This is a genomic window from Candidatus Magnetobacterium casense (assembly GCF_019173545.1).
GTDB lineage: Bacteria > Nitrospirota > Thermodesulfovibrionia > Thermodesulfovibrionales > Magnetobacteriaceae > Magnetobacterium > Magnetobacterium cryptolimnobacter.
On sequence record NZ_JABXWD010000183.1, the window covers coordinates 1 to 6,804 of the forward strand.

Sequence of the window (6,804 nt, forward strand, 5' to 3'; positions counted from 1 at the left end):
TGTTACCTCAATGTAATACTATTATACAACAAACAGAGATATATTTGCTATGAAATTCCTTATGAATAAACAATCCACCCCTACTTTTTTACTGCGAAAGTTGAGTTATGAAGGTAAAAAGGCTACAGCCTTTACACAAAATGATAAGATAGAAATCCAGATTGAATGCAAAGAAAATGCCGGTACTCTTGAAGAGAAAGTTCCATACGCAATAGTAACCACTTTTGAGGTTGCCGAAGGCGTGAATATACCTGTTTATGACCAAATTCAACAACAACTGAAAACTGTCGTTAAAATTCAAACATCTGGTTAAGGCGGGAATTTTTTTGACAGAGATATCTCAAGATAACACCACTATCTGACACGGATAAAGATTTCTATTGTGCTGTTTACATATGACTTGCATTTGTGGTACACTTAAGTCACATGAAGAATGAAGCTAACAGCACGGTCAAAAAGTTCAGCGGGGCCAACAGCCCGTTAAAGGTACTGCGCACTGCGCCAATGTACAGTGAAAAGCAGAAGAACTTCACGGAACTGATTCCGCATCCGATCATCCCGCAGGTGTCTATCATGTGGGCATTTCTGGAGAGCTATCTGAAAAAGACCGCAGACGTCTTCAGACTCTACCCAGAGACACGCATTATCCTTGAGCAGCGCATCGCCAACCTCAAGGGGTCTTTCAAGCTCCAGTCGGAGGGCAAGGTGGTCGATGCCGAAATCGTGGGCACCCATCACATCATTGTCAACTACCTCGTCCGACACTCGCTGCTCAACGATACCCTGACCCAACAACAGCGCGAGGAACTCTTCTTCAACCTCCAGAAAGTCAGGGCGCAACTGTCAAACGCATACGGCACCACCCCTGCGGTCATTGCCGTGGACAAGACCGACAGGTACGTCGTAGACCTCATGTTTATGCTGGCCGAAAGCGTCACAAAGGCCATCTCTGACATGTCCGACAAGTCCTGGATCGAGTGCAACGCAACCCTCGTGGCCGTGTTAAACGTCTACCGCAATCGCCTCAGTAATCTGCTGGAGAGGTTCCACGTCTTTATCAATTCGGCGGAGCTGGGCGGGGCCACAACACCCTCATTCCATGCCCACGCCATGTCGCAGCGAAAAGACTCTCAGGTGGCATTACTGCCAGATGACAACAGTGATGACGACACCATACTGACCAAAAAACACTTCGAACGCCTCGGCCCCCGTCACCTTGATGGACAGTACATCATACAGATACTGCAAGAGATAGCGCTGGAAAACTTCCTGGGCGTTGCCGAACTCGTCAACAAAAAATTCAACCCCGGCAATGACCTGATAAATATCAGACCCGATGACAACTCCGATACTCAACACAAGCACGAATTCCAGGAGTGCATCATCGTCATTGACCCACACGACAAACAAGATGACTTATACAGATTCATCAGCCGCCTCAACAACATATGCAACAAGATAACCGCAGACCCGGCCTATGACTTTGACGCCTTCCTCAACGACCTCAGCCAACACGGCGTGGTGGAAGAACTTCAGGGGCTTGTACCCCACTTTGACGACAACGCCCCCGGCAAGGCCCTCTCCGCACAAAAGAGGATATCAACCCTCTGTCTGTTCATCAAGGACATACGCCTCAGGCAACGCTACTGGAGGCGCTTTTCAGACCGAGTGATGCTCTCCCCCGTGCCCGATATCTTTGCCGCATCCATAATGCGAAAGATAAAGATACGCGGCGTAGAAGAAAAGATCAAGGCCATCATCAACAAGACCGTCCCCGAGGGGATGAGGATAGACGTTGAGTTGACCGACTACTTCTGCTTTAGTCAGGGTGAGCACGTGATCCCGGCGTTTACGTTTGTTGCCGAGCCTCATGTGTGGTCGCTCTACGGCAAACCCGTGATGGAGGCCGCCGAGGAAGCTCTAAACAGCCACTGGGAGAAGATATACTACATCACGGAGGCCTATGTGCGCTTTATGGGTGACAAGACCGTTGAGGTCGAAATCATCCAGAAGCTCGACGAACTCATCGGCGTCTCAAGCGTCCTGCAGGAGATGTCGCGCAACAAACTCCCCTTTGAGAGCGACCCAAACAGTCTCCTCTACGCAAAAGCTCAACCGGTCAATATCGATATAACCGAAACGACGCAAAACTACCTAAGATACTTTGCCAAGTGCTTTGCCTACGCCAGGAGGAAGAAAATACTGTTGTTGCCTGGGCTGTGTCCGCGTGCCACCGTGATTGAGCTTAAGGAGATCGACGGGGTGCTCAGGGAAATAGTGCAGGTGTCGCCGATTTCGGTCTACATGCCCATTATGCCACTCGAACAGTTTGAAAAACGCCTTGGACCATACGCTTTCCTGAAGGAGGCCAATGCACGCTTTGAGCTTATCGGTGAGGGGCAGGGTAGGTTCGTGATACAGAAGATGGGCGGTGAGTGTCGCACCAAGGGCAGACCCGTCTTCCACAGAGACAAGAGGGAACACCTCAAGAGCCGTCCGCGCGTAAACGAAGAGCCACTGGTAGAGGCCATCAGTGAAACCGTTAAACAGTATGTCTTTACCAAAGAGAACCTGGGAAATTCGGCGCTGTTGTATTTTCAGCACTACATGCGGGAGTACATAACGAGGGAGTATGCAAACGAGCCTGACGTGTCCTGGAAGAACGTAGCCGAAGTGCTGTTTCACTGCGGTGAGGACATCTACAGCCTGGATATCGGCGTCAACATAGAGCGACTTTTGCAGGAGGCATTTGCGGCAAGCCTGCATGCCAAGATGGAGATGGCAAAGGCACATAGACTGATGTGCATCATAAAGGAGGCCAGGCAGGACGCCATCAAAAAGATGAACGTTGCCAGTCAGAGAGGCGACAGACTGAGAACCCAGATCGAAGAAGGCGACTTCATGGCCACCTACGAACTGGTCATGGGCCTTATCCAGAAGTGTAAGAAGGACAGCCGTTTTATCCCACTGCTGAACTCCCTCAACCTGCCCAAAAACGAAAGAACCCACGAACACATCTTATACATATTCTGCATAAGGCTCGTGGAACGCTACGAATTGCTCCGGGGCGGCATGACAAAGGTAATGCGCAATGAGCTGTTGAGCAACAATCTCAATACGATTTCGTTTTTCAAGCTCGCCGAGGTAATTGTAGAGGAGGCCTTCAGCAAAGTCAACGCACGCTTTGCGGAGGTGATATCCCAAAAAACCCTGGATGTTGACAGCTGCATGAGAGACCGTGCCAACTCCGAGTACCTGATGGTCGAGCTGATATCACGCGTGATCTACAAGTACATCAGCGAATCTCCCAAGCGTCGTCAGGAGTACTATAGCGCCGTCAAGTACTATTACGAGGACCACCCCTTTATAACCGAACTGCTCAGTCACATTGCCGATGAGCTACGACGCAAGAGCTTTCAGACCGAAGAGCACTGGAAGGCCCTCGGAGCCGATCCGGCACAAGGACACCTGGGCCTCATAGAGAAGTGCATCATCCCCGCGGCAAAGATGGGACAGTGCGTCATCAACTGCGAACGATATGGCGAGGTCTGCAACGACGTCATTACGATCATAGAAAACAACCTCTTCTCCTACCCAACAAAGGAAGACACCCCACTGCCCACTGTCACACCCTACTGTTATTCTTAGGCTCCGTCCCCCTTTAGAACCATACGTGTTAAGTTAAGCATGATACTCCACATAGTTCCCTTAATTTCTTTGATTTAGGTGTATCTGACGATTCATCTATCAACTGTAATGTTGTTTTTCAGGACGGTTGATGATTTTTCTCACACGTCTTTAACATAATATAGCGCGTTTCGATTGCGTGCGATACAAGAAAAGAAAGGGGCGTCTCCGCTTCTTTGTCGCTCCAGGAGGGGGCAGCGCCCCCCGGCTCAATGCGCTCCTGGGGCCCCCTTCAGACCCCCCCGCAAGGGGAGGGGCGAGCCGCCCCGGGCACGAAGAAGTCCCCCTTTTATGCCGGGGGAACTTAGCCGGGGGCGGCTCGCCCCTCGCTGACCCCTTGACCCCGTAAAAATGCCACGTATTTTGTATTTAACCCAATCGAAATCTGCTATATACAACAAAGCCATTGTTGTTGTGAGGTTTTTTCCTTAGCTTAACACGTATGTCTTGCGGGGTGCGGCGCCGCCCTCCTTGTTCTTCTCTTCATCCTACGTGTCGCAGATGCAGCGATATACGCACAACTGATCGACTCTGCCGGAACCCCAAACCTCTGCGCATAAAGCATCCGGTAAAAGGGCAACTGCACACAGTTGGAGACCGCCGACCAACTGTCCCGATCATCCGGATCGAGCTTACCCAGGGCCATCGCTATCTTGGCGGAGGTCTTGTAGTCGAGGATCAGCACGGCACCATCACGGATATCAACCCTATCAGCACCCCGTAAAGTTTGAACTGCCCCATCTTGACGCTGACGGACTCCTCAACACACTTGATCACTGTCCTGGTGTTTGTGACAACGGGGACCGTGTAACCGGTGAGGAAATCAAGCAGATGTTTCCTTCTCTGATGCTTCAGCAGATAGGCCGCACCGCTGGGATCGTTGCCGTAGAACCCCCTCAATGCCGGCCAGGACGTTGAACATGGCCCCAGTCTTTGCTGAGTCCCTCTGCAGACCTGCGTTCTTACGTCTTGTCGTTTTCTACCAAAAAAACGGTAACCTCGTACTTACACAAAACTACCTGTATTCGCTAATACAAAAACACCGTTTGTAAGATCAACTGTAAGGCACGTTTTGTACGGGCCGGACCATCCAGAGAGAGTATTGACCTTACCCTATCTTCGGTAAGTCTATCTCTTAATTCGTTAAACTCTATGTTTCTTATGCGATCTCCAACGTCATCCCTGAATAGCAAATGGTGTATTATCTCTATAAAAATGGCTGAAAGGTTCTCAACTATCAGCTTGCCATGTAATCTATAGAAAAATTTAGTTGCATCTCCGGGGACAGGGATACTCTCTTTTATCAGATTTGTACGGTAATACGGGTCATATAACTCTTCAAAGACACAATCCAAGGCAGTGAGGGCTATTTTCTCAAAACACGCAAGAGCATAATCCATCTGGCCAACATACGATAACCTCCGACCAAACTCTTTAATTTCTGCAATGGTCTTAATATGTTGGTTTATAATTGTGTTTAGTTCTCTCATGAAGGTATCAATTGCTATTCCTGTGCAATTATCTTCCCTCACAGTAATTATTGAGCCTCCTCCTTGCTCCTCTCTTATCTCTATGTCTTCTTTCAGATGTTTAAGAATCGCTGCCATTTTCTCAGAGGCATTGGAAAGTTTTGCGTCTATCTTATCACCAGACTCTGTACCTCTTTGTTTTTCTCTATCACTCAATTCTTTTTTCTTTTTTTCAATTCTGTCTGGTTTTTCAAAGACTCTTATAGCTCTGGATACACTTACAACAATAAGTCTTCTCAATCTCTCTGTTAAATGACGGTTAGAGCAATCAAACGCTGTTTCACTGAGTTTGACCTGATTGTCTGAATGAATGTTTTGATTATTACTATCAAACAATTTAAAAGCTAGACATAAGTCATGTATAAGAAGATGTCCTCTATCTTTACTCTTTAGAAATGTTTCAATTTCTTGATTTGCCTTAGCTCTGATATACCATTCTTCCTGTAAGTCACCTTTACTGACTCTTGAGACCATCATATCTGCTATATTAAGTAGGGCGAGATCAAAAAGAAACCGCTTACCCCATTTCATTTGATCTTCTATTTTGTTATTTACATAACTGTGTCTTTTTATCCGAACTATTAGATCAACCATTCTCATATATCCTGATTCACCAGTAGAGAGTGAGCCAAAAAGATCATGATAATGCAACATGTCAGCAATGAAGATCAAATCATCATGTTCAAAGTCATAACAAAAATGACCTCTATAATATCTTTTATATTCACTTACAATTTTATGCAGTTCATACCATGACTCACTCCTATGATCCGAGAGAATGATAGCGCCTTCCATTCCATGTCGATGATATACTACAGTCTTTCCAATGTCATGGTAAAAAGCTGCCAGCATCAATGTAAATATCCTAAATCCGTCTTTATTTCTATAAGCAATAGATTTTTCTAATTCTTCTCCTATTGGATACTTTGTTTTGTCATCTCTCTTGTGTCTCTCTTTTACACTTTCTTCTCTGAAATAGCTAATAAGCCTTGCCATAGCAGCAACAACATTTACAAAGTGATTAAAATCCTCTATGTTTTTTGAATAGTTTTCATAATCTTCCTCATCTCTATTGTCCTTTGTTTTTCTATTTAACCGTAACAGCGAGTTAAATTTTTGCTGAGGATCCCTTTCTGGTTGTTGCCACTTACGTTTCATAAAATAATGTTGTAGTCTATTAACAAAAGGAAAATTCATTGACATTGTACCTGTTGAATGTGAAAGAGTATATAACCCTTTGCTATCTAACAACCTTTTATCAACTATCCTTTTCATATGGCTTTCTATTTCATCTAAACACTTCCCCGGTTCAATGGGTGTAGACCATGTTGGTAACATTGTTCTATATTCCCTATTTGTCAAATAGCTTTCCTCATCATAATATGCCCTCTTGATACAGCCGATATACTCTTTAAACAACTCATCCGTAATATCTGTTTGTGTAATAGTGTAAAGCATGTTAAAACCCTCCTTATATTATGAGCCTCTTGCAAAAAGAAACCAAAACCCACTAAAAATATCTGCCCTACCCTCATCAATGAGGTCTAATTTTTACTCGTTAACATAAAAACTTCTAATTTTTCAATTT

General features: G+C 45.9%; 5 protein-coding genes. 2 read left to right on the plus strand and 3 right to left on the minus strand.

The window, feature by feature from the left end; translation table 11 throughout:
- The first annotated feature begins 61 nt into the window (after positions 1-61).
- Together HWQ67_RS10510 and HWQ67_RS10515 are read left to right on the plus strand one after the other, a co-directional pair.
- Positions 62-313: a hypothetical protein gene (locus tag HWQ67_RS10510; protein WP_218252647.1), complete on the plus strand. Its 252-nt coding sequence runs from the start codon at positions 62-64 to the stop codon at positions 311-313.
- 113 nt (positions 314-426) lie between these two features.
- Positions 427-3,648, plus strand: a complete 3,222-nt coding sequence (locus HWQ67_RS10515; protein ID WP_218252648.1) for a hypothetical protein — start codon at positions 427-429, stop codon at positions 3,646-3,648.
- A 472-nt stretch (positions 3,649-4,120) separates the two neighbouring features.
- On the opposite strand, the gene HWQ67_RS10520 is transcribed toward HWQ67_RS10515, so the two are convergent.
- The 3 genes from HWQ67_RS10520 to HWQ67_RS10530 all read right to left on the minus strand — a co-directional run bounded on the left by HWQ67_RS10520 (position 4,121) and on the right by HWQ67_RS10530 (position 6,674).
- Positions 4,121-4,372, minus strand: a complete 252-nt coding sequence (locus HWQ67_RS10520; protein WP_320414564.1) for a hypothetical protein — start codon at positions 4,370-4,372, stop codon at positions 4,121-4,123.
- The gene (locus tag HWQ67_RS10525; protein WP_218252649.1) at positions 4,366-4,587 is read right to left on the minus strand and encodes a hypothetical protein; all 222 of its coding nucleotides are present in this window, start codon (positions 4,585-4,587) and stop codon (positions 4,366-4,368) included. The genes HWQ67_RS10520 and HWQ67_RS10525 overlap by 7 nt, the downstream gene beginning before the upstream one ends.
- 128 nt (positions 4,588-4,715) lie before the next feature.
- Positions 4,716-6,674 (minus strand): HD domain-containing protein, encoded by a 1,959-nt coding sequence (locus tag HWQ67_RS10530; protein ID WP_218252650.1) that lies wholly within the window; start codon positions 6,672-6,674, stop codon positions 4,716-4,718.
- Between the last annotated feature and the right edge of the window lie 130 nt (positions 6,675-6,804).